Below are 23676 nucleotides of genomic sequence, written 5' to 3' on the forward strand. Positions count from 1 at the left end.
TGCGGCCACGATAGTCTGGGGGTTGCCCCACGCCAAAATAGCTCGATGCCAGGTCTATCACTACCACAAATCCCCCTCCCGCTTCATTCCGGGGGGTTTTTGTTTTTTTGTAAGATACTATTGCTAACAAAAGATATAGCAGAGGACAGGTAATAGAGTGAAAAGTACTTTGGTATCTAGGTTTGATAATAAGTTAGTGTCCTAACAACCTTGGCGATTGCTATAACATGAACAATTCTTAATTAACTTAAGAGAATTCAAGGATGACTTTACGTCCATCTTAGGAGATAATCTTGTGCAAAAGTTGTTCCTAAGATAAACTAACCTATCTGAAATTCATGGATTCTTTATCTATCAATTCCCTACTTGACGACTTGAAAAATCCTGATTCTATAGTCCGTGAGCAAGCGACTCGAAAAATTTGGCGGCTCTGGTTTCAGCAAAAAGGTATATACGGACTAGAAAAAATTGACCACAGTCAAAAGTTGATTGATGCTGGAGAGATTACATCCGCTGAAAAAATACTAACTGAATTAATAAACATACAAGCAGATTTCGCTGAAGCTTGGAATCGACGAGCTTTTCTCTACTATAGTATAGGCAATTATCAAAAATCGCTAGATGACTGCCAGATGGTTGTCGAGTTAAATCCAGTACATTTTGGCGCACTTCACGGCATGGGGTTGTGTTATGCAGCATTGGGAAAGTATAGTGAAGCTATTGAAGCTTTTCAACAAGCATTAAAAATTCAACCCTATTCCTTGGTAAATCAAAAATTGATTCTGGAATGTACACTCAAACTGAGTTAAACAGATTACTGTAATTGTTAAACGCAGGATAATATAGAGTAAGGCGTAAAGGAACGCTGGTAATTGTCACCTATGCATTAACCTCCGCGCCCCTCTGCTTTCAAAAAGTTTCAAAGCAAAGTTTTCTAATTAGACATCTCCAAAATTAAAAATTCAACATTCCATCTGTCAGGACTGATAGTAGTAGGAGAGCATTTTTCTGACTATCGTTGTTAATTTGTACTAACATTCAAAGACCTTCCAAATAGCTCAAAAGGTCTGCCATTTCTTGGGCGCTGGGCTGGAATTTTGGCATAGGAGGTGTTTCACCACTAATCACTTGGTGAATTAACCCATATCGAGATTTACGCTTGGGGACAGCTTGTAAGCTTGGGCCTACTAGTCCATCTGCTTCTAAACCGTGACATCCAGCACAGTTGATTTGAAAGATAGCCTTTCCCTGTACTGGGTTTCCCATTAGCGATAGGACATTCTTGACATATGGATCGGAGGCTTGAGCCATCTGAACACCAAGAATGGCCAAAGGGATTACAATGAGTATCGCTAAAGCCGACAAAACGATCCACTGAAACTTTGATTCAGGTTTGGTAAGCTGGTTATCCAAAAGGGTTGCTGTTACAGTCTAGGTGTACAAAAAACTTTTCATTTCCTACACATAGCTTAAAAGTTCTTGATTGTGTCTGCAAGTACAGATAATGATTTTTATATAGTATTTAGATTCCAAAAACATTATAGGGCGCGGGATTGATGCTGGATTTGGTAAAATCAAAAACAGGAAACGAAGTTGAATAATTGCAAAGAGGAGATTTACAGTGGTTGAACCCCTACTTTCAGGTATTGTCTTGGGTCTGATTTTCGTTACCCTTAGCGGACTATTTTACGCTGCTTATAGGCAATATAAGCGCCCCAACGAGTTGGGAGGCTAAAACTGAGTGCTGAGTGGTGGGGAGTTAGAAAGAATTGGAATCCTATCAACCTAGCACCCCATCACTCCATCTCTTCTAATTCCATAGTTCTGTAAAAAGTTAGCGCTGTATTGCCATAAACTTTTTGATGGGAGATTTCCCAATTAGGGATTTCTGGTGGTTCCCAAGCTTGAGGACTATGTTCAACGGCTATTTCTCCATCAGCATCTAAAATTTGATAATGAGCGATCGCTTCTAAAACTGGCTGATATAACCCACTGGCATAGGGCGGATCAAAATAGATTTTGTCAAATTGCTTACCTGATAAGTTTTTTAACTGCTGGAGTACATTTCCTCGCAATACCTCAAATTTTTGGTTGGTATTAGCTACCAACTGCCAGTTTTGTTTGATCATTGCACAGGCTTTACTAGATTGTTCAATTCCTACGACCAATCTAGCTCCCCTACATAAAGCCTCTGCCCCCATTGAACCACTACCGGCGCACAAATCCAGCCAACAACAACCATCTATTTTCCCTTGCCAAATATTAAAAACTGCCCCCCGTACTCGCGCACTGGTAGGTCTGGTTTCTTGCCCTGGTAAAGTTTTAAGCAGTCGATTCCCGTAAATTCTCAGACTCATTAGCTATTAGTCATTGGTCATTGGTTATGAGTTTTAGACAACTAATAAAATTGCAAATTTTTATTAAGCAGGAATCTTTTCGCGGACTTGAGCCACAAAATTAGATAAAACTTGCAATCCTATATTAGAGGATTTTTCGGGATGGAATTGGACTGCCATGAGGTTTTCATGAGCAATGGCAGCTGTGACAGTTTGATTACCATGAGTAACTGTTGCCGCTTTAATTTGCGGTTCAGTTGGGTCAACATAGTAGGAATGGACAAAATAAACCCAAGGTTGGGAAGGTAAATGTTCCCACAAAAGGTTTTTTGGCTGAGTGAGTTGCAGTTGATTCCAACCCATATGGGGAATAGCAATACTTGGCTCTGAGCGAAATCTCCGCACTTTTCCGCGCAAAATTCCTAGTCCTGGTTGAGTCCCTTCGTCGCTGTATTCAAACAAAATTTGCAGTCCTAGACAAATACCTAAGAAAGGTTTACCAGATGCGATCGCATCTTTAATCGGTTGTTCTAAACTACGCGATCGCAGATGTTGCACTGCGGGATCAAATGCTCCCACTCCTGGCAGAACTATTGCATCTGCTTGTTCTAATTCCTTGGCAGAATAAGTTACTTTAGGAGTTGCCCCAGCTTTTTCTAAACCTTTGCAGACTGAGTGCAAATTTCCCATATCGTAATCTACGACTGCAATTACTGGCATTTACCTGCTCCTTGTAAATTTATTAGGGAGGGCATTTCATTTATATTCTAATTCTAATTAATATTTATTATGCAGAAAAAAATACTATTAACTTCTTTTGACACTTGGCTGAGTGAACAACTGTCAAATTCTTCTGATGATTTGTTACTTGAGTTAGCCAAAATGGCTTGTCTACCTCATGATTTAATTTTTTTGCGCCGACTACCTGTAGATGTTCAGCTTGCTAGTTCTCGCGTCATTGCCAAAATCAATGAACTTAAACCTGATTACGTTATTTGTTGTGGCATGGCAGCAAGTCGTACACAATTAAGTATCGAAGTCGTTGCTCGTATCGTATCTGTACAGTCTACGGATATCTTATCTCTAGATTGTGCAGAAAGTTTTTGGCAAACAACTTTGCAAACTACTGTTGATGTTGAACAATTAGTAGCTGGGACAAAGGCAGTTGAGATTAGCTACGACTGTGGTAAATTTGTGTGCGAAGGTCTTTATCATTCAGTGTTGGACTACCTGAGTCAATCTCAACTCCCCATTCCTTGCATCTTTGTTCATGTTCCGATTTTGAATCAAGAAAATTTGCACAGTATTCTTGCTGACTTTGTTTTAATTCTTAACAAACTGGCACTTATATAAGGTTGTCAGCGTCTCTTTAGAAAAATTTTCCTCTATATTATGTTGCCATTCTTACTCTGTTTAACACTCGCTCAAGCAACTCAAGTCACACCACCAGTGGAAGAAGTGGTACAACCACAAGAAATTCGTCCTTTACCAGGGCAGTTAGATACTGTGCCAGTATTTAATAGCAATAGTCCTGAATTGGTTTTAAAAGAGGGAATTTTACTTTCTACCTTTCCAGGAAATGGGAAAAAAGTACCAACGGCACATTTAAATTTTCCTTTTCGGGGACGGTTTGATATCTTTGCTCATCATGTTGCTAAAGCAGAACCACCAGAAAATTTACGTTCTCTTTACAAGGGGATAATGTTGCATAACCCTGGTGCTAAACCAGTGAAAGTCAATATATTGCAAGCAGCAAGTTATTTAAGTCAACCAGATGCACCATTTATTCCATTACCCTCTTTTCTGCCCAATAATGCGGGTACAGTTTTTGCAGGCCCTGGTAGTCGGGTGATGTCTGATGTGCTAAGAGGAAGAAGACAAGCAATTTTCCCTGCTCAAATTGTCATTGCTCCAGGGGCAAGTCAGATGTTATTAAATCTACCAATTCCCGTGCAAGGATTGACACCGCCACTGAATGGTCGATCTACATTTATGCGCTTGTCGAGTAATGGAACTGTTTACGCAGCTAGTTTAGCTATGTTTGCACAGACAAATGCTGATGGTAGTGAACGTGCGCCAAATTTAGCAGAGTGGCAAAATTTATTAGATAACGGTGAATTATCTACACCAAGAGATAAAGTCCCAACTCCCCTTGAAGAAACTGGTAAACCAAGAATTTATGGAAGGGTAGCAGGTGTAGCGAGTGGTTCTCAATGGCGATCGCTCTTAGTCGATAATTCTAAAGTTAATTATTTGACAATTCCTCAACCCGGTCAAGCTTTTTCTTACCCTTTAAGCACACTGCATGGTGGTACTTTTGGTACTGGTCAAATTCAAAGCGCATCTATGTTAGTCCGCTATCCTGATACGGCTTATCGCGCTCATGGCAATTATGGAATTCAGTATAGTCTCAAGTTGCCTTTATACAATACAACTCAAAAACAGCAAACTGTAGCTGTGTCGGTGCAAACTCCAATCAAAGAAGATCAGTTGAATAAATCAGGACTACGCTTTTTCACCACACCAGCGCGTCAAGTCTTCTTTCGAGGAACAGTGCGAGTACGTTATCAAGATGATCAAGGTAAACCAAAAACTGAATTTGTACATTTAGTGCAAACTAGAGGTGAACAAGGGAAACCGTTGGTGTCATTAAATATGAAGTCAGGCGATCGCTCTGTAGTAGAAGTAGACTTTCTCTATCCTCCAGATGCTTCACCACCACAAGTTTTAACTGTTTCAACTCAAGCTGAAAATAAGTAAAATTATCAGCTTTTAACCGCAGACAATTCCAATTAAAAATTAAAAATTATTAATTAAAAATTGCAAACAGTGGGGCTTGCACCCAAAATTAATTAATTAAAAATTATTATTAATCTTAAATTTTTAATTTTTAATTTTTAACTTTTAATTAAAAAAGGTCAGCCCTAATTATCAGTCTTTAACCGAACACAATGTCATTGCTAATTTAGCTGCACCTGCCATTCCTGCTGAGTTACCCAGTTCTGCGGGCAAAATTTGTAAACCTAGACGCGATGTAGGTAAAACCCGCTTTTCAATTTCTGCCTGCACAGCTGGTAAAAAAAAGTCAAAACTAGCACTGATACCACCACCAATAATAATTGCTTGTGGTGTAAGTACATATATTAAACTCGTTAAACCAATTCCTAAGTCTCTGCCATATTCTTGCCAAAAACTCAAAGCTTCAGCATCTCCGGCTTGAGCAAGTGCGCCTAATTCTGCTGGTTCTTTACCAGTACGGCGACGAATCGCTGTTACGGACGCATACTGTTCTAAAGAACCTTGATTGCCACTATTACACATTGATCCGTTAGGATTTAAGGTAATTAAACCTAATTCTCCGGCTGCGCCTTGATGTCCGACAAACAATTTACCATCGAGAATAATTGCACCACCAACCCCAGTCCCTAAAGTCAGGAGAATCAGATTTTGAAAGTGACGACCGGCACCTAACCAAGCTTCCCCCAACCCTGCACAGTTAGCATCATTAGCGAGGATGGTTGGTTTACCAGTTTTGGCTTCTAACCAATCTGCTAAGGGAACATCATGCCATCCAGAGAGGTTAATGGCAACTTTAGCAATGCGTCCAGTTGCGTCCGCAGGGCCAGGAGTTCCCACACCTATAGCTATAGTTTGATTATCTGGGTCAATTTGAGCGATCACATCTACCATCTGCATCGTTACCGCTGCCGGTGTTGCAGGTTGGGGAGTTGCTACCGTTAAAGATTGTAAACAAGTACCATCTGCTGTAAAACGCCCCAGCTTAATCGCTGTTCCCCCCAAATCAATACCAATTACTTGCTGCACAAGGCTGATTCCCAAATATTTATTTTAGATAAAACCAAAAAATCATACCAATCATATCGTGTCTGGTGGTTAGCTTCGCTGGGTGCTAGAAATATACTTAGGACTAGGGCTGAAGCGGAGAGTTTTTTTGATCAGCAAAGGGAAAGAAGTATACTATAGCAATTCCCATTCAAGTGAGGTACAAGCAGTAATAATTAAACGCAGCGAAAAGTTCCTCGAAGCCGGGTTTCCCGGCGTAGGAAACTTTTCAAGACAGATGGACGCAGATAAACGCAGATAATTTTGTACTTCATTAGACTAGGAAATGCTATAAGTTTTTTCAGCGCAGAGTGCAGGTCACTTTGGTTAACGCCACGCTACGTGAACACAAAAATCAAATATTATTCCTATATAGTTAAATAAATGGATATTAATCATCTTAAACATAATGCTGATTTAAATCTGCAAGAAGGAAATTTTTCAGAAGCTATCAGCCTTTATGAGAAATGTATTGATTTGGCTCCTGATTTACTTTCTTCCTATTGGTTTTTAGGATTATCTTGGTTATTACAAGGAAATGAATCTCAAGCTCAATCAATTTGGTTATCGACTTTGACTAACACAAATTTTGATTTACAAGAACAGGATTGGCAAGAATTCATTGAAATATTAAACAATAAAGCACATAAATATTTATCTAGCCACAAGGCTGAACTAGCTCAACAAATTTATGAAGCGATTGTAGAGTGGGACAACAGTAACGCGGAAATTTACTATAATTTAGGTCATGCTGTGGCAATGCAGGGAGATTTAGACACAGCTATTGAACACTGGGAAACTGTTATTCAAATTCAACCAGATGCGGTTGATGCTTATTTTAATCAAGCCCATATATTGTATAAGCTAGAAAACTTTGAATCGGCGATTAGATGTTATCATAATGTACTTTCATTTGGTCGGGAAAATAATTTAATATATTATCAAATTGGCATTTGTTATACTCACCTTCAAGACTGGAATTTAGCTATTAATTATTTAGAGAAATCAATTCAAATGCAAGCAGACTATGCCCCTGCTTATAGTGATTTAGCTTTAGCATTTATTCAGATAGGAAATTTTGATCAAGGGATTAAATATCTACACAAAGCTATTCAACTTAATCCTCAATTTGCTCAAGATTTAATAAATATTTTAAGATCTAAAAAAATAACATTAAGTAATACTAATATAAATGGAATTGAATTTATAAATTTAATAAATAATCCTCACAATCAGAAAAGTGAATTGTATTTTTATTTAAGTCAAACCATCTCTTTAAAATATCCTGAAATTGCTGATAAACTACTTCAGCAAGCTGTAGAAATAGATCCACAAAATTTAAATATCTCCTTAGCATTAAGCAAAATTCTGTTAGAGCAAAATAAAATTACAGAATCAATGGCTATGTTAAGCAAGATTATGAATATTGATAATCATGAAGACATTTATTATGTAATGAGTCAATCTTGGTTAAAATTAGAGAATTATCAACAAGCGATTTTGTACTTAAAAAAAGTAATTGCAATTAATCCTAATTTCATTGAATCATATTACCTACTAGGAATGGCATTGTTTAGAAGTGGGAATATAGAAGAAGCAATTAGTATTTTAAAACAGCAACTAAAAAAAGAACCAAATTCTCCTTTAACTTTGGCTTATTTAGGTTTTATTTTCGCAAAAAATAGTCAGTTGGAAGAGGGTATTAGTTTTTTTAAACAAGCCATAGAAACTAACTCAGATAGTACTGTTTTAGTGGAAACATTAATCAACATTATTAATCAAGAAAAAGCATTAATTAAAAATTTTGATTTATCCCAACTTCAACCGATTTCTCCTCCTGCTCATTTTTATGAATCGACTCAAGACTGGGTACAAAATAATCTTTTAGGACAATCTAATTATGTAGAAATTTATCCAGAAATTGATGTCAGTTTAAATTATCCAAAATCTTTAGATAATTCTATACATTTTAGTTTTAGATTTGGTAACATAGTTAAACTACCATCTTCATTTGTAGCGACAATTCCTCAAGGCAGATTTTGGTTAAGTTCAGATCAAACTCAATCAGCAATTATGACGGATGAATCCCATTTTTTAGCTGATATTTCTCCAGATTTTCCAATTCTAAGCCCTAATCATCCTGATAAAAATCCGAGTCAACACGCTGTATTTTCTGTTCAAAAACTACCTCCAATTCATTTGCTTGAAGGAACTGTAGCTGTTTTAGCTGGACTTGCAAACAACATTTATTTTCATTGGATGTTAGATGTTTTACCCAGATGGGAATTATTAAGAATAAAAGAAATAAATTTTAGTGAAATTGATTACTTTGTAGTTGATAATAGTTTACCATTTCAAAGAGAAACTTTAAATTTACTAGACATTCCAGAAAATAAACAAATCAATATTAATAAAATTCATCACATTCAAGCAAGTCAGTTAATTGTTCCTTCTTTTCCAGGTTGTGTAGCATGGATGCCAAAGTGGACTTGTGATTTTTTAAAACATCATTTTCTGCAACCCGAATATTTCAAATTTACATCTCCTCAAAAGCGAATTTATATTACTAGAAAACTTGCTAAAAGTCGAAGACTGTTAAATGAAGAGGAAATTTGCGATTTACTTGAAGATTATGGATTTGAAGCAGTAATTTTAGAATCAATGTCGGTATTAGAACAAGCTGCATTATTCTCTCAAGCTGAAGTCATTATTTCTCCTCATGGTAGCGGTTTAACGAATTTGGTCTTTTGCCAACCTGGAACTCAAGTTATTGAGTTATTTTCACCAAATTACGTTTATCATTGCTATTGGTGGATTAGTAATTTAGTAGGTTTAGATTACTATTATTTAACAGGTGAAACTCTCCCCGGTTGGCATCTTCATCATTTTATTTATCCTCAAAACTTTACTGAAGATATATGGATAAATAGTAAAAATTTATTAAACCTGCTGCAACTAGCAGGTATCAATTAAAAAGGGATATTTGAGACAAAATAGTTTACAGTTACGCAGAAAAAAATGTAAATTGGGTTTTGTGGATGCCAATAATCCCTATTCATTTGTGGTTACTAATCATTTGCACATTAGCAACTCGGTAGGAACTATTGCTTACCTGTTCCCACTCGGTGACTGGTGTACCTCTTAAAATCCCAGAAAGGGCAACAGAAAGCATTAACCCACCAGCAGCAGCAGCAATTAAAGAAATGTTATCTTTCACACGAATCTCTCAGTTTGTTAGTTGTCTATTCTGAACATGACTAGCAAGAACCGGGTTTTTCTGCCCCTACTTGCGAATACTATTTTCTCTTCTCAGACGGGGATTGACAAATTCGTTTAACCCTTCACCAAGTAGTGATAACCCTACCACAAGGAATGTCATCGCTGAACCAGGGAAAAGAGTAGTCCACCAAATGCCTGTGGGTAGTGCTTCTAGAGCTTGTTTTAAATCGTATCCCCATTCGGGGACTTCTTCTGGTAATCCTAAACCCAAAAATCCTAAACCGCCTAAAACTAATATGGCATCTGCGGCGTTGAGAGTAAAGAGGACTGGTACGCTTTGAATGACATTAAAAAATAGATAGCGGGATAATATAACCCAGGTAGAAGCGCCCATTGCTTGCGCGGCTTCGATGTAGACTTCGGTTTTGACGCTGACAGTGTGGTTGCGAACAACGCGATAATATTGGGGTATGTAGGCGATACTAATAGCGATCGCAGCATTCAAGATTCCTCTCCCCACTACAAATGCCAGTGTGACGGAAAGTAATAATCCTGGTAGGGTGTAAATGCTATCCATGAGAAACAGCAATATCTTATCTAATCTTCCACCCAGATAGCCGCTCACCATCCCCAATGGTACACCAATCACCATACTCAGCGCCGTTGCCAAAATCACTACTTGCAATGCGGCTTGCACACCAAATACAGTTCGGGAAAATACATCATAACCCAAGCGACTTGTCCCAAACCAATGTTTAGCTGAGGGTGGTTCGTGAATGGGGTTAGAGAGAAATTCTTTAGGATTTTGTAGCCATCCCCAAGCCTGAAATACGGGTGCGAAGAAGGCTAAAAAAATGAAAAACAGAGTAATTCCTAACCCAATCAGCATTAATCTCTGAGAAAGGCTAGGATTTTTGCTGAATTTGAAAAAATTAGGTAATTGGCGTTTTGTAATGGTCACGTCGCTTCCTACTAAAACCAGCCTATCGATTAGCAGATACTTTAGCAGATTTTGACAACGCTACATTAAATAATCAGATACCCGACTTGTCTAAAAATTCGGGTATCTGCTGCTTTGGATGGAGGAGAAATTAGATATTTGCAGTTAAACCCACTCGAAAAGTAAACCCAGGACTATAAATACGATTAACTCGCTCATATTGCTCACCGAGTAAATTTTCCAAATAAATAATCAACCCCAAATTTTTACTGACAGGAATCCGACCACTCAAATCTAAATTCACAAAAGACGCTGAGAAGTCTGTATTTTTATCACCACCAGCAGTATTGGTGAAAACAGAGCGACGGGAACCACTATTATAAGTCACATATATATTAGCCTGCCATCCCGCCTTTTCATAACCAATTCCAGCTTGAAGTAAAGAGTAAGGAATTAATCCTAATTGTAATCCTTTTTCAGTTCCAGTTTTAATTTGGGCATCTGTATAAGTGTAGTTGAGAAAAGTTGACCATTGACGAGCAATTTTTAATTGCAACGCTGCTTCTAAACCATTGGTATCTACTAAGCCGATATTTTCCCATCTTCCACTAATTACTCCTAACCGATTATCTAAACTACTGCCAAAATAGGTAAACTGTCCCAGCAAATTATTAGACAATCTTACATCCACTCCCGCAGTCCAAGCAGAACCAGTTTCTGGTTTTAAATCAGGGTTTGGTTGCCAAGCATGAACCGTATCATAAACATATAACTGATCTAAACCAGGATTGCGCTGCGCTCCGGCCCAACTGCCACGCACAGCAACGGCTGGATTCACAGCATAACGTAAGCCAAAACTAGGGTTAAGATAATTGCCAAACTGATCATCAAAGCTTTGTCTTAGCCCTAAATCAACTTGAAAAGCATCGCTAATATTCCAAGTATTGACAGCAAATAAAGCTGTATTTAAGAGGCTGCGATTTTCTTTTTCATTGTTGGCAATTCTATTAGGTGCTGTACTAAAAACATCACCATTTAAGTTAGTATTTTTTAAATCTAAACCCCAACGCAACTGATTATTAGGGCTAAGTTTCCAATCATGATCTACTCTGGCTGTAATTTGTTGAGTATCTAAAATCCCGGTGCGGTAAAATGTACCTGCGGTAGGGCCATAAGTGCTAAAGTAATCTTGGTTATAACCAATAGAAGTTGTTAAATTAGAGTTTTCTCCCTTACCAAGTCGAGTTTTCCAAGATAAACCAATATTTAAACCATCATGATCAAGTCGGTCTTTTTGTAAGGGGAAACCGAAATAAATTAAACCTCGACGACTACTCAGTGCAGTCACATCTAAATTGACCGAATTTTTGGGATCTAAATCTACACCAATGCTGCCAAAATAAGTGCTTGTAGCTGTATCTGCATTGGATAAAAATCCTTCAGCATCACGGTTTGCTGCTCCCACAGGTACACGATAACGGTTATCGATAAAGTATCTTTCAAAGCTAAAGTTGTACTTGACTGCACCAGATGAACCACCATAAGTTATCTGTTGATTATTTAAATTTAATGAGCCAAATTCTGCACTAGCATTTAATTTAGGTTTACCATCACCTTCTTTAGTAATGATATTGACAACTCCCCCAAAAGCTGATGAACCATATAAAGAGGAAGCAGCCCCACTATATAATTCAACTCTTTCTATAGCTTCTATAGGAATACTATTTAAGTCAGTTGCACCATGATAGGTATTGATATTACTATTAATTGGTCTACCATTAATCAGAAATACAGATTGGTTAATTGATGCACCCCGGTAATATGTACCTGTGTGAATATCTGCACCATGTCCGACATCATTGATCGCAAAACCTGGCATTCTTTTCAAAATATCAGCAACGCTGGTTGCACCCTGTTTTTGAATTTCTTCTTTTTCAATTACATAAGTGGGAGTAGATTCAGGTAAAGGGTCTTTTTGTCCAATTGTTTCTATGGATATATCTGCTTCTGGCTGCGTTTCTTCATTAACTTCAGTTGATGCTGGTTGTTGAGTTAATAATTCAGCATTGGTGGCGGGTAGTTCAATTTCACTTAAACTAGGAATATCTGAATTTATTGAGGTTTTTTGATTTTCATTTTCAGAAGCGACAGCAGGAAAGGCTACCAGTAAGCTCAATAAAGAAACTGGCAGTAAAAACAAATTCTTATTCATATTTCTGAACTTACACCCGGTAAAAACAATTACTATGTGAGATTTACCTTATTAATATAAAAAGTGTCAAAAGACAAGCTGTCATACTTGAATTCATCAATACTCAGAACTTTCCTGGGGTATGGGTTCGAGAATTGTCACTTACTCAGTATTAGAGTTAAGCAATTTCCATGACTGATGAGATTTCTTGTTGAACAGTTTTCAGCAAATATAAGGTTTTCTTGTAGGCCAATGTTTGTTTTTGCTGTTCAAAGTATGCTGACGCTTTTTGTAAATCAGCGATCGCTCTTTGATAGTACCCTAAGTTATAGTTGGCTACTCCCCGATTAACGTAAGCTAGTGCATTACTGGGTTTCAGCCTGATAACTTGGGAAAAGTCATGCATTGCGCCTAGGATATCACCGCTACGCTCACAGGCACAAGCTCGGTTAAAATATGCTCTATCATCATCAGCGTTGAAATGAATTGCTAAATTAAAATCCTTCATAGCCGCTGCTAGATTTTGCAACTCTAAATAAGCTAAACCTCTGTCATTGTATATATCTGCTAACAGTAGCGTGTTAGTGGGGGAAATTTGAGTTAATGCCAGGTTATAATCAATGATCGCTTGGGAGTAATTACCTTCTCCAGCAAAAGCTATCCCTCGGTTGTAGTGAGCGCGAAAATTATCCGGTGTTAGCGCAATTACTTGATTGTAATCAGCAATAGCATTGGGATAATTCCCTTGTCTGTATTGTGCTAGTCCCCGGTTGAGATAAGCTTGAGAGTTATCAGGTGCTAAATTTAGTGCTTGGGTACAATCTGCTATCGCAGCATGATAATCTTGTAGCTGTAGATATGCTAAACAGCGATCGCTATAAGCTGCACTCAAGTTACTGTGCATTTGAATCGCCAAAGTCAAATTCTCAATTGCTGATTGGTAATTACCTTGCTGCATTTGGTTTACACCCAATTTAAAAAAATCACTGGCTGGAATTTGGGTGTTAGCAAGAAGTGATGAATTTGCACTTGGGGCTAAAAAAGCTATATAAAAAGCTATAATCATACTGAAAATTAATCGCCAGAAATAAGTCATACACATCTCCTTTGATAATTTCAGAATTACAAAAATTAGCGGGACAAAAAGCCCCGCAAATTATTAGTTAATCACCTTAGATATGGGATTACTTCCAATCTTTATCTGCTTGTTCCAGTACGTAAGCAGCTACATCTGCAATCTGGTCTGATTTTAAACGACCCTTAAAAGCAGGCATAGCATTTTTACCATTTGTAACTTGGGCAATAATTGCCTCTGCTGAGTACATATCGTACTTTACCAAATCCGCCTTCTTGAGGCTTTTAGCAGCGTTAACCAAATTCTTGCCACCTGCGTGACAAGAAGCACAGTTAGCACTAAATACTGTAGCTCCATCTGCCAAAGCTGGACTACTGAAGGCAAAGGTGAAGATAGCTATGCCTAACAGTAATACTGAAATTATCTTTTTCATCTCGTGTTCTCTCTACAACAACGGCTGATTCTGTCAAATCTCCCTTATAATTGTGAGTTGAGCAGTTGCTTGTGTCAAACGACAGGCTGTCAAACTTAGCTCTGACAATTAAGGGTTTGAAATTGACTGAGTTACTAGTAAACTGCGGTGGAAATCCACCTACTATTTAAAATAGGCGAAAAGCTGATCAAACAAGTGTTTTAATGTTTAAATTTTAAGTTTTCAATTTTCAATTTCCGTCCTGAGGTACTAGTTTGAGGATGGATGAAAAATGTAAATTTATGTAAATGGGAATTTAAGACTAGCAAGAATAAATTAATAATGAAGAATAAAAGGAAAAGTGGATCAAAAACTTTATCCTTTATTCTAAACACTTCATCCTTTATCTGCTAACTTTTTTATTGCCTCTTCAGTAACACGACAAATTCGCCAATCATCTAAAATATCTGCTCCCATGCTGCGGTAAAATGCTTGTGCTGAGACATTCCAATCCAAAACACTCCACTCTAAACGCCCACAATCTCTTTCTATAGCTATTTTGGCTAATTTAGCTAGAAGTGCTTTACCAATACCTTGGCGGCGAAATTCTGGTAAAACAAATAAATCTTCTAGATAAATTCCTGGCTTAGTCAGAAATGTAGAATAATTGTGAAAGAATAGGGCAAATCCCACAGCTTGACCCGCAGATTCTACTAAAATTGCCTCTATATATTTTGGTGAACCAAATAAATGCTCCTTGAGTAATAGAGCATTGCCAGTGACAGCATGAGATAATTTTTCGTATTCTGCCAGAGCCTGAATTAATGCAAACAGTGTAGTGCAATCACTGGGTTCAGCAAACCTGACAATCAAATTGCGATGAGAAGTCATTAGTCTTTAGTTCATAGTCGATAGTCCATAGTTTATAGTTAAGTGCGTAAATTTCCTTAACTAATGACTAATGACTAATGACTAATGACTTATATCAACCAACCTTTTAAACGTTTAGCAATGTGGGGACGGCGTAATTTTCGCATGGCTTTACTTTGGATTTGGCGTACTCGTTCACGGGAGAGGTTGAACATATTTCCAACTTCTTCCAAAGTGCAGGGTTCGCTGGTTGTTAGTCCATAGCGCAGAGAAATTACGTCTTTCTCCCGTGGAGTAAGGACATCACCTAAGACTTCCCAAATCTCCTGACGCATCATGTTTTCATTCATTTTGGCTTCTGGAGATTGGTTATCTTCATCTTCCAGCAAGTCCATTAATTCCGTGTCTTCTTCCTTACCGACGCGGTGATTGAGGGATAATGCTTGACGGCGCAGTTGTTGGAGTTGACGCAGTTGTTGAACGCTAATTTCCAAAGATTCTGCCATTTCGGCTTCCGAGGGGTTGCGAGCAAGTTTTTGCTTGAGTTCCCTTTGGGCTTTTTTAAGTTTGTTCAGTTTTTCTACAATATGGATTGGTAGACGGATGGTACGGGCATCATTAGCGATCGCTCGTGTAATCGCCTGTCTAATCCACCAATAAGCATAAGTAGAGAACTTATAGCCTTTATCAGGGTCAAACTTCTCTGCGGCGCGATTTAACCCCATTGCACCTTCCTGAATCAAATCTAGAAAAGGAACTCCCCGGTTGAGATAACGCTTGGCGATAGATACCACTAGCCTCAGATTCGAGCGAATCATTTTCCGCTTCGCTACTCTTCCTTGATACAAGCGACTTTCCAGTTGTTTCTCTGTCATGTCAAACTTGGCGGCTACTTCGCTTTTGCTCGGTTCCTGTCCCAGTTCTAATTCCAAAGCCGCTTGTAAGTCTTTTACTTCTTCTAAAAACCTAACTCGTCGCGCTAACTCTACCTCTTCATCAGGTTTTAAGAGAGGATAACGCGCCATTTCTTTAAAAAACGCGCCTACAGCATCGTCATGTTCGGTTTTATTGTATCCCGAAGGACGAGCGGCTGCCATCTCATCACCATCGCGTTCATCTGACTCCAAATTTTCTACAATTGAAGAGTCTTCAAATACTACTGCCTCTAAACTATCAAGTGATGGTTCTTCATGATCCGCCGCGTTCTCCAGTATTTCCATTGTTCCCAATTCAGCAAGATTCATAGTTTCCTTTAGGGATTGTTGCTTTGTTTGGTACATAAATTAGTGACAGATGCTCGTTTGAGGATTGGTAGTTTTTCTTAAGAGATAAATACATCCATTTACCTAGACAAATACAATCTTCTCAAGAATTCCTGATTTGGAACGAAAATCTGTACCTGTATGTCATGTTTTTCGGTTATGTTTAGATACAACCTATATGGGCTTTGCACCCAAAATACCATCTTCTCTGACTACCAGCAGACATATTCCTCATTTTTTTCTTAATCACCAAATATGTCAAACCCCTCTCAAACATTCTCAACCTTAACAAATATAAAAATTCCATCTAAAGAACCCTATAGCTTAAATTTTCATGTATTTTTCTATATTTTTAGTGGGTTTAAGCGATGGGAGTGTAAGTCTAGCAAATGATACAAATTACGAAAATGGTGGATGAAAATCCGGAAAATATTAATTGTATAAAAGCATCTCATATAGCCAATATATTGAATATCTATCAATGGGCGGAAAAAACCTATTCCCTATTTCGTAGTTAAGCAATTGATTCTTTAATATCTAAGATACTTTCATTTGTGTAGTTAGGATCAAAAATTTATTGCACGTACAGTGGAAATTAAATTGTCTAGTAGATTACATCAGTTAAAACTTATCAAGTATGATTGGTAATAAAAGTATTGCGAAATACCGTTTGCTTGTAGTAATCTAACAAGTTAAAATTAAGTGAAGCTTGGTTAATTTGATCCAGGTATGTGAGCAAATATCTGTCTAAAAAGTCGATAATCATGTATATTAAGAGCGTAAAATTATCTTCTGTAGCCGTAGCTGAACCGGGGGAGTCATACCAGTCAAAAACAACTGTTTATAGATGGATTGAAGTACTCGTAGATTGTCCAGGAAGCTCAGACTTATTTACATACAAAATACCACCCCAGTTAGAAATAAAACCAGGGGATATTTTGACTGTTCCCTTTGGGACACAACAGGTAGGAGCGATCGCAATTCGCTTACTGACACAGCCTAATGTTGATCTACCACCAGACAAAATTCGGGAAGTAGAAGATGTAGTCAGCAAAAGATTTTTCCCAAGCACCTATTGGGAATTACTCAATCGCATCGCCGCTTATTACTATACGCCTCTAATTCAAGTGATTCGGGTGGCTCTACCACCAGGATTATTAGGGCGATCGCAACGTCGTTTGCGTCTGACACCTTTAGGAAAAGAGCAAGATGTCTCTAACAATACTTCTGTTTTCATGTCACCCATAGCGCAACAAGTTTTACAACTCTTACAAAAAACCCCTACAGGTGACTACAGTTATTACTATATTCAACAAAAAGTTAAATCTTCTTATCGGGGAACTCGTGAATTAATCCGCTTGGGATTAGCAGAAAACTACCTAGAACCGCCACGACAAAATCAACCCAAACTGCAAAAAGCCGTAACACTGATAGAAAATAATGACCGAGATTTAACCCCCCGTCAACGAGAAATTGTGGAAGTGCTACGACGACAAGGTGGAGAATTATGGCAAAGTGAATTATTACAAATTTGTAGCGCCAGTACTTCTATCCTCAAAGCTTTGGTAGAAAAAGGCTATATAGTAATTGAAGAACGAGAAATATTACGCAGAGAACAAAGTCCCCTCATGGCTGGGGATCAAGCAAAATCTTTAACAGATGCTCAAAATAGCGCCCTAGAATTAATACAATCTTTAAATGGATTTGCTCAAGTATTGTTGCACGGGGTAACAGGTTCAGGGAAAACAGAAGTATATTTGCAAGCGATCGCACCTCTCCTCAACCAAGGTAAATCCGCTTTGGTATTAGTTCCAGAAATCGGACTCACACCCCAACTCACAGATCGCTTCCGCGCCCGATTTGGAAACAGAGTTCAGGTTTATCACAGCGCCCTCTCTGACGGTGAACGCTACGATACTTGGCGACAAATGTTCACGGGAGAACCTCAAGTAGTGATTGGGACTCGCAGCGCCATTTTTGCGCCATTACCCAACTTGGCTTTAATTATCTTGGATGAAGAACACGACAGCAGCTTTAAACAAGATTCTCCTATTCCCACCTACCACGCCCGCACCGTCGCACAATGGCGTGCTGAATTAGAAAGTTGTCCGTTAATTTTAGGTTCCGCGACTCCTTCTTTGGAAAGTTGGGTGAGTGTGGGAGAACATGGAAACGAAGGAGGTAGAGAAAAAGAGCTTTCCCCCTTGCTCCCTGCTCCCTGCTCCCCTTCCTCTTATTATCTTTCACTTCCTGAACGGATTAACTCGCGTCCGTTACCACCTGTGGAAATCGTGGATATGCGTCGAGAGTTACAGGAGGGAAATCGGTCTATATTTAGTAGGTCTTTACAAGAAGCTTTAGAACAGCTACAAGAAAGGAAAGAACAGGGAATTTTATTTATTCATCGTCGGGGACATAGCACATTTGTTTCTTGTCGCAGTTGTGGTTATGTGCTGGAATGTCCAAATTGTGACGTTTCGCTGGCGTATCACCATGTAGAAGAGGGTGCGCCGCAATTATTAAGGTGTCATTATTGTAATTATGGGCGATCGCACCCCCCACATTGTCCAGAATGCAGTTCTCCCTATTTAAAATTCTTTGGGAGCGGAACTCAGCGAGTAGCGCAGGAATTAAACCGCCAATTTCCCCACCTGAAATTAATTCGCTTTGATAGCGACACCACCCGCAACAAAGGCGCACACCGAAACTTACTCACCCAATTTGCAAACGGTGAAGCAGATTTATTAGTGGGGACGCAAATGCTCACCAAAGGTTTAGACTTACCCCAAGTTACGTTAGTGGGTGTTGTTGCTGCTGATGGGTTATTGCATTTATCAGACTATCGCGCCAATGAACGCACATTTCAAACCTTAACCCAAGTTGCGGGACGTGCAGGAAGAGGAGAAGATCCCGGTAGGGTAATCGTGCAAACCTACACCCCAGAACATCCAGTAATTGAAGCAGTTAAAAGCCATGATTATCAATCTTTCTCTGATGCAGAATTAGAGCAAAGACAAGCACTTAATTATCCCCCTTATGGTAGATTAATTTTATTGCGCTTGAGTAGTCTTGATCCCATTCAAGTCCAAAATACAGCCCAAATTATTGCTACAACTTTCAATGATAAACAAGAATTTGAAATATTGGGGCCAGCACCAGCTAATATTTTACGAGTAGCTAATCGTTATCGCTGGCAGATATTACTAAAATTTGCCCCCGATGCATTACCTAATTTACCAGATTGGCAAGAAATCAGGGTGCTTTGTCCTTCCTCAGTCAGCTTAACAATTGACGTAGATCCAATTAATATTATGTAGGGCTTGCTGAATAAATCTAAAACTTAGATATATCAAGAGTTTGAAGGTTAAAAAGGTGAATCAGGTGCAAGGAATAAGCGTTGGAACTACCAAAAACCTATTACTTGACCAGATTCAAGACTATTCTTCTCTTCTTCTAATTCTTCCTCCTGACTCCTGACTCCTGACTCCTGACTCCTGACTCCTAGCCCTAACCAAAAGACTTTTATGCCTACGGCACGCTACGCGAACAGCAAGTCCTATGTAAACATCAAAAATCATGGTTAACAAAGTTGCAATTATCGGTGCTGGCCCTAGCGGACTTCTTCTAGCTCATTATCTACTACGTCGTCATCACCAATACCAAATTGATATTTATGAACGTCGTAGCGATCCCCGTGGAATTCCCTTTGACAAAACCCGCACCTTTCCCATTTCGCTTGGTGAAAGAGGAATGAATGCTTTACGTCAAATTCCCGGACTAGAGGAAGCAGTTAAAGCCGTAAGCTTAGAAATACAAGGTTCAATTCTGCATGGAAAGAAGGGTAAAACTCAAGTTATCAAAAGAAAAATACCTCTTATTACCCTAGATAGAACTAATTTAGCAACTGTCATTTTAGAGAAATTAGTCGAAAAATATGATAACAGCCGCATTAATATTCACTTTGATTGTCAATGTACAGAAATAGATTCGGCAAACAAAACAATTAAATTTTCCCAAAGTACATCCTCAAATAATATAACAGAATTTACTAGCAATTATGACTTACTAATTGGTGCTGACGGAGCGCGTTCTGTAGTCAGAGAAGCTTTTCTCAATACGGATGATTTTCAATTTGAAAAAAATTACGTTCCCAATGCTTATAAATCTATTTTTCTTCCCAATCCAGATCAAATACCAGGAATTGATTTACCAAAACAGAAAGTTCACGCTTGGCGAATAAATAATGGTATCTCCATACTCATGCTGCATCAAATAGATGGAAACATGAACGGAGTCATCCTTTTTCCATATGCTAATAATCCCATTGAACAACTCGCAAATGCTGAAGAAGTGCAGAAATTCTTTCAAGATAATTTCCCGATTATTGGGCAATTAATGCCAGCATTTGAAGCAGAAGAATTTGCTAAAAGACCGATATCGAGAGTTTTAACAGTGCGCTGTAACCCCTATCATTTAGGAGATAGTGTATTGTTAATTGGTGATGCCGCTCATGCAGTTTCACCTTCCATTGGACAAGGATGCAATTCAGCTTTGGAAGATGTGCTAATTTTTGATAAAATTTTAGATGAATATGCTGATAATTTAGCACAATCATTAACAGAATATAGCTTGCGTCGTCAACCTGATGCTTTTGCTTTAAGAGAGTTAAGCGATTATTCCTTCCCTACTTCCAACCATTTATTTACTGAGTTTATTATTCGCAATACCTTAGCCAAAATTCTCCATCAAATCTTTCCCAAAACTTTCTTACCACCTATATTTGAGTCCGTATTTGCAGACGATATTCCTTACAGAGAAATTTTGCATAAATACCAAGGTTGGATATCCAAAGTCAAAAAAATAATGACAAGGAATAGGGAATAGGAAAATTCCCAACTGCTTAATTCTGTTGTAATTAGTGGGACTTATACCAATTCAGTATGATAGCTTGCGTGGCGTAGCCATAGATGTGCAAAATTAAATATATTATAGCGGTATGCACTTGAATGAGATACATCATAGTCGCCTACTCGCTTGCGGGCTATCCATTACCCGTATCTGTCTTAACAAATAAACAAGAGACTTAACACCAAAGTGAAAGGCTTGATAGGTATAGTTTTCAGAGAAGAAGAACGGGTAATGGCATCATGGAAAAGAGGGCAGAGAAAGAATTGGCACAGATAGACTTAAAGGAAAAACTTTGATTAATTTGTACAAAGGGTAAGTTCTAAATTATTTACCTTGTAAGCATTGTGAATTTTTACTAATGGCGTAAGGATAGTTACAGGTTACTAGTTCTTCATCCCAAACTGTACCCGTCCCACACTCAAAATCATACTTTCTATAGCTACCATCACCGTTATCTACGCAGCGGTAGAATTTTTGGCAGTCATTTGGATTAGGGTGAAATCCCTCACTTTCACATTGTGTCGTCACGAGTGTAAGGCTGTTGCTATCAGTAGTAGTTTCAGTGCTGTTGCTCTCCGCAGCGAGTGCAGGACTGATAGTGATCCACATTCCTAAAATCATTGCACAACAAAATAACAGGATTTTTTTCATGGTTTCTTTATCCCGGCAAATTCTGAATTAGGGTATCAATTTGAATATATTCCCAGTAAAATTATGTGATTATATTTTTGTTATAAAAATTTATATTTTTCGCGTGGGTATTGTCATACAGGAAGTCTCCTCCTGGTGTCTATGGGCAAAAAATTATTTCTCAGTAGCAATAATATGTAAATCTATTTTTTGATCTCTGATTAACTCCATCAATCGTTGCGTAAAAGAACCTTTAAAAAATCTTTTCCATCGAGGCTGCTGGCTTTCACCAATGACTATTTGGGTAATATGATGAGTTGCAGCAACTTGGGCAATTGCTTGAGGAACATTGTTACTTTTAACATGAATAAATTCACCACCAAATTCGTGGCATAGTTTCTCACAAGTATGAATATGTAAACTTTCTTCTTTGGTGAGAAAACGTTCAGGATCGGCAATGAATACAGTATACAACCTGGCATTCATATAACTGGCAATCCGCGCCCCACGACGCAATAATTGAATTGAATTTGGATAAGTAGATACACATACTAAAACTCGTTCATGAACATTACAACTGTGTCCAGTAGAGATAGAAGTATTTGCTTCCTCCTCAACAGTATCAGCTACTTCTCTTAATGCCAATTCCCGCAAAGCAATCAGGTTACGACGCTGAAAAAAGTTTTCTAAAGATTGCTCAATTTTATCATTAGCATAGATTTTACCTTCCCGCAAACGCTCTTCTAAAGTTTCTGGAGTGACATCAATAACAACCACAGCATCAGCTTCATCTAAGAGAATATCGGGAATGCGTTCTCGCACCACAACACCCGTAATTCTTGCTACCAAATCATTCAAACTTTCCAAATGTTGAATATTAACAGTAGAGTAAACATCTATGCCGGCTGCTAAAATTACTTCTACATCCTGATAACGTTTTTCTCTCAGAGAACCAGGTATATTTGTATGAGCCAATTCATCAACTAAAACCAGTTGGGGAGAGCGTGCTAAAATTGCCTCCGTGTCCATTTCTTGGAGGTTGATATTCTTGTGAATAATGGTTTTTTTAGGAATTACCTCCAATCCTATAGCTTTTGCAGCCGTGTCTTTGCGTCCATGAGTTTCCAAAACACCAATAACAACATCAATCCCATCTTGTTTAAGTTGGTGTGCTTCTTCCAGCATTTTGTAAGTTTTCCCCACACCGGGAGCCATACCAATGAATATCTTATGCTTTCCTCGTCGAGCAGGACGGATATAAGAACTGTCAGGGGATAGGTTATTGGGATGAATCATGAACAAGTTCCTACTTATTTATTAATTTTATCCAATGATAGATTTAGCTTGAAAACATTCACACCAGGTTCACCAAATATACCCAAAAAGCGACCATCTGTGTTTTGTAAAATTAAAGTTTCTAGTTGATTTGGTTGAACTCCCCGCGCTTTGGCTACTCTTGCAATTTGCGCCTTTGCACCTTCAGGAGTAATGTGAGGATCAAGACTAGAACCAGAGGTGTAAACTAAATCCGCCGTAGGTTGTATATCCGCTTTTTTAAGTCGCTGAATTTCACCTTCATTCCCGTTAATACGTTCTAGCAATGCTGGATTACTGGGAGCTAAATTACTAGCACCAGATACACCAGTCTTCAAAATACCAGCTTCATCATTTTTTGCATCAGCCGTGCTGTAATTGGTAGTGCTAGGACGACTCCAAAAATACTTTTCACTCGTAAATGGTTGACCAATTAATGCTGAACCAATAATTACACCTTGGGAATTCGTAATTAAACTACCATTCGCTTGATAAGAAAAAGCAACTTGTCCCGAAATCAACATAAATAAAGGATAGATAAAAGCCGTTATCACCCATAAAACCAAAGTCGAACGAATCGCCTTACCAACTTGATATCTCTGACTCATATTCAAATCTCCCTAGTTAAAAACTATTAAAGTTAAAGTTTTTGTTGGGTTACGCTGTTGCTTAACCC

General features: G+C 38.3%; 21 protein-coding genes. 7 read left to right on the forward strand and 14 right to left on the reverse strand.

Annotated features, from left to right (window positions below):
• Positions 1–338 precede the first annotated feature (338 nt).
• Complete coding sequence (locus tag H6G68_RS21810) at positions 339–809, forward strand: tetratricopeptide repeat protein (protein ID WP_190908519.1); 471 nt, start codon at positions 339–341, stop codon at positions 807–809.
• Positions 810–1038: 229 nt separating this feature from the next.
• Here H6G68_RS21810 and H6G68_RS21815 read toward each other — a convergent pair whose 3' ends face one another.
• On the reverse strand, positions 1039–1413 hold the full coding sequence (locus H6G68_RS21815; RefSeq protein ID WP_190908520.1) for a c-type cytochrome: 375 nt from the start codon (positions 1411–1413) through the stop codon (positions 1039–1041).
• A 208-nt stretch (positions 1414–1621) separates the two neighbouring features.
• Between H6G68_RS21815 and petG the strand changes: the two genes are divergently transcribed.
• Positions 1622–1735, forward strand: coding sequence for a cytochrome b6-f complex subunit V (gene petG / locus H6G68_RS21820; protein WP_083389681.1), 114 nt, complete (start codon positions 1622–1624; stop codon positions 1733–1735).
• Between the two features lie 61 nt (positions 1736–1796).
• Here the strand turns inward: petG and rsmD are convergent, their stop codons facing one another.
• Positions 1797–2357 carry a 16S rRNA (guanine(966)-N(2))-methyltransferase RsmD gene (gene rsmD / locus H6G68_RS21825; protein WP_190908521.1) on the reverse strand — a complete coding sequence of 187 codons (561 nt, stop codon included), beginning with the start codon at positions 2355–2357 and terminating at the stop codon, positions 1797–1799.
• 63 nt (positions 2358–2420) lie between these two features.
• On the reverse strand, positions 2421–3056 hold the full coding sequence (hisH, locus tag H6G68_RS21830; protein ID WP_190908522.1) for an imidazole glycerol phosphate synthase subunit HisH: 636 nt from the start codon (positions 3054–3056) through the stop codon (positions 2421–2423).
• A gap of 69 nt (positions 3057–3125) precedes the next feature.
• Here hisH and H6G68_RS21835 point away from each other — a divergent pair, with 69 nt between their 5' ends.
• Together H6G68_RS21835 and H6G68_RS21840 are read left to right on the forward strand one after the other, a co-directional pair.
• On the forward strand, positions 3126–3689 hold the full coding sequence (locus H6G68_RS21835) for a pyroglutamyl-peptidase I family protein (RefSeq protein WP_190908523.1): 564 nt from the start codon (positions 3126–3128) through the stop codon (positions 3687–3689).
• Positions 3690–3728: 39 nt separating this feature from the next.
• A complete protein-coding gene (locus H6G68_RS21840; RefSeq protein ID WP_190908524.1) occupies positions 3729–5096 on the forward strand; it encodes a DUF3370 domain-containing protein in 1368 nt (455 codons plus the stop codon).
• Positions 5097–5267: 171 nt separating this feature from the next.
• Here the strand turns inward: H6G68_RS21840 and H6G68_RS21845 are convergent, their stop codons facing one another.
• A complete protein-coding gene (locus H6G68_RS21845) occupies positions 5268–6161 on the reverse strand; it encodes an ROK family protein (RefSeq protein WP_190908525.1) in 894 nt (297 codons plus the stop codon).
• Positions 6162–6563: 402 nt separating this feature from the next.
• Here H6G68_RS21845 and H6G68_RS21850 point away from each other — a divergent pair, with 402 nt between their 5' ends.
• Entirely contained in the window at positions 6564–9152 is a 2589-nt protein-coding gene (locus H6G68_RS21850; protein WP_190908526.1) for a tetratricopeptide repeat protein, read from the forward strand.
• Between the two features lie 82 nt (positions 9153–9234).
• On the opposite strand, the gene H6G68_RS21855 is transcribed toward H6G68_RS21850, so the two are convergent.
• The 7 genes from H6G68_RS21855 to H6G68_RS21885 form a co-directional block, all read right to left on the reverse strand.
• The gene (locus H6G68_RS21855; protein WP_190648334.1) at positions 9235–9396 is read right to left on the reverse strand and encodes a hypothetical protein; all 162 of its coding nucleotides are present in this window, start codon (positions 9394–9396) and stop codon (positions 9235–9237) included.
• Between the two features lie 66 nt (positions 9397–9462).
• Positions 9463–10359, reverse strand: coding sequence for an ABC transporter permease subunit (locus H6G68_RS21860; RefSeq protein ID WP_190908527.1), 897 nt, complete (start codon positions 10357–10359; stop codon positions 9463–9465).
• Positions 10360–10489: 130 nt separating this feature from the next.
• Positions 10490–12550, reverse strand: coding sequence for a TonB-dependent receptor plug domain-containing protein (locus H6G68_RS21865; RefSeq protein WP_190908528.1), 2061 nt, complete (start codon positions 12548–12550; stop codon positions 10490–10492).
• A 157-nt stretch (positions 12551–12707) separates the two neighbouring features.
• Positions 12708–13625, reverse strand: a complete 918-nt coding sequence (locus H6G68_RS21870) for a tetratricopeptide repeat protein (RefSeq protein ID WP_190908529.1) — start codon at positions 13623–13625, stop codon at positions 12708–12710.
• An 88-nt stretch (positions 13626–13713) separates the two neighbouring features.
• The gene (gene petJ, locus H6G68_RS21875) at positions 13714–14037 is read right to left on the reverse strand and encodes a cytochrome c6 PetJ (protein ID WP_190908530.1); all 324 of its coding nucleotides are present in this window, start codon (positions 14035–14037) and stop codon (positions 13714–13716) included.
• A 375-nt stretch (positions 14038–14412) separates the two neighbouring features.
• Positions 14413–14907, reverse strand: a complete 495-nt coding sequence (locus tag H6G68_RS21880) for a GNAT family N-acetyltransferase (protein ID WP_190908531.1) — start codon at positions 14905–14907, stop codon at positions 14413–14415.
• 89 nt (positions 14908–14996) lie between these two features.
• Positions 14997–16166 (reverse strand): RpoD/SigA family RNA polymerase sigma factor, encoded by a 1170-nt coding sequence (locus tag H6G68_RS21885; protein WP_127052468.1) that lies wholly within the window; start codon positions 16164–16166, stop codon positions 14997–14999.
• 746 nt (positions 16167–16912) lie between these two features.
• On the opposite strand from H6G68_RS21885, the gene priA reads away from it, so the two are divergent.
• Together priA and H6G68_RS21895 are read left to right on the forward strand one after the other, a co-directional pair.
• Positions 16913–19465 carry a primosomal protein N' gene (gene priA, locus H6G68_RS21890; RefSeq protein ID WP_190908532.1) on the forward strand — a complete coding sequence of 851 codons (2553 nt, stop codon included), beginning with the start codon at positions 16913–16915 and terminating at the stop codon, positions 19463–19465.
• 259 nt (positions 19466–19724) lie between these two features.
• Positions 19725–21032 carry an FAD-dependent oxidoreductase gene (locus H6G68_RS21895; protein ID WP_190908533.1) on the forward strand — a complete coding sequence of 436 codons (1308 nt, stop codon included), beginning with the start codon at positions 19725–19727 and terminating at the stop codon, positions 21030–21032.
• 348 nt (positions 21033–21380) lie between these two features.
• Here the strand turns inward: H6G68_RS21895 and H6G68_RS21900 are convergent, their stop codons facing one another.
• The 3 genes from H6G68_RS21900 to kdpC all read right to left on the reverse strand — a co-directional run bounded on the left by H6G68_RS21900 (position 21381) and on the right by kdpC (position 23608).
• Complete coding sequence (locus H6G68_RS21900) at positions 21381–21707, reverse strand: chitin binding peritrophin-A domain-containing protein (protein ID WP_190908534.1); 327 nt, start codon at positions 21705–21707, stop codon at positions 21381–21383.
• A 153-nt stretch (positions 21708–21860) separates the two neighbouring features.
• Complete coding sequence (locus H6G68_RS21905; protein ID WP_190908535.1) at positions 21861–22982, reverse strand: sensor protein KdpD; 1122 nt, start codon at positions 22980–22982, stop codon at positions 21861–21863.
• Positions 22983–22996: 14 nt separating this feature from the next.
• Positions 22997–23608 carry a K(+)-transporting ATPase subunit C gene (gene kdpC / locus H6G68_RS21910; RefSeq protein WP_190908536.1) on the reverse strand — a complete coding sequence of 204 codons (612 nt, stop codon included), beginning with the start codon at positions 23606–23608 and terminating at the stop codon, positions 22997–22999.
• Between the last annotated feature and the right edge of the window lie 68 nt (positions 23609–23676).

Origin of the sequence: Anabaena catenula FACHB-362 (genome assembly GCF_014698735.1) — a bacterium.
GTDB lineage: Bacteria > Cyanobacteriota > Cyanobacteriia > Cyanobacteriales > Nostocaceae > Anabaena > Anabaena variabilis_A.